Source organism: Mesorhizobium sp. M8A.F.Ca.ET.161.01.1.1 (genome assembly GCF_004792105.1).
GTDB lineage: Bacteria > Pseudomonadota > Alphaproteobacteria > Rhizobiales > Rhizobiaceae > Mesorhizobium.
The window spans coordinates 1-448 of record NZ_SRTD01000073.1 but is presented as its reverse complement, the minus strand read 5'-3'; the positions used below and the strand labels follow the sequence as shown (position 1 = coordinate 448).

Annotated in this window: 2 protein-coding genes; both read right to left on the bottom strand. The window is 62.3% G+C overall.

The window, feature by feature from the left end; all coding sequences use genetic code 11:
* On the bottom strand, window positions 1-266 hold a 266-nt coding region (locus EN804_RS34650; RefSeq protein WP_189602150.1), incomplete at its 3' end, for an AzlC family ABC transporter permease.
* A 90-nt stretch (window positions 267-356) separates the two neighbouring features.
* Window positions 357-448 (bottom strand): helix-turn-helix domain-containing protein (locus EN804_RS34645; RefSeq protein ID WP_135922306.1); only part of this gene is annotated, 92 nt, incomplete at its 5' end.

The window sequence follows — 448 nt, the reverse complement described above, 5'->3', positions numbered from 1 at the left end:
CTCATCAGCACGTGGCGCAGATTGACGAGCAGCGCCGCAAAGCCGAGCGCGCTCCAGCTAGCCGGATGGGTCCATAAGTCCATCGCCACGAATTGCGAGCCGCCGGCGAAGACCAGCAGCGACATCAGCGAGGCTTCGAGCGGCGACAGGCCCTTGCCGATGGCGACCGCGCCAAACACGACGCCGATCGGCACCATGGCCACGAGCAATGGCGCGGCGGCCCGTAATCCCGCGACGAATTCCGTCCTTTTATCCCATATCGACATCGCTTTCTCCCTTTCAGGAGAGCGATTACGCGTAAGACATCCACCGGTCTTGTACGAAAGTGACGTCACACAGGAATGCGTGTGCCGGCATCACCCCATGCGAAACTGGCCCGGGGTAATGCCGGTGCGCGCCTTGAAATGCCGGGTGAAATGCGCCTGGTCCGCAAAACCGCACATCGCCG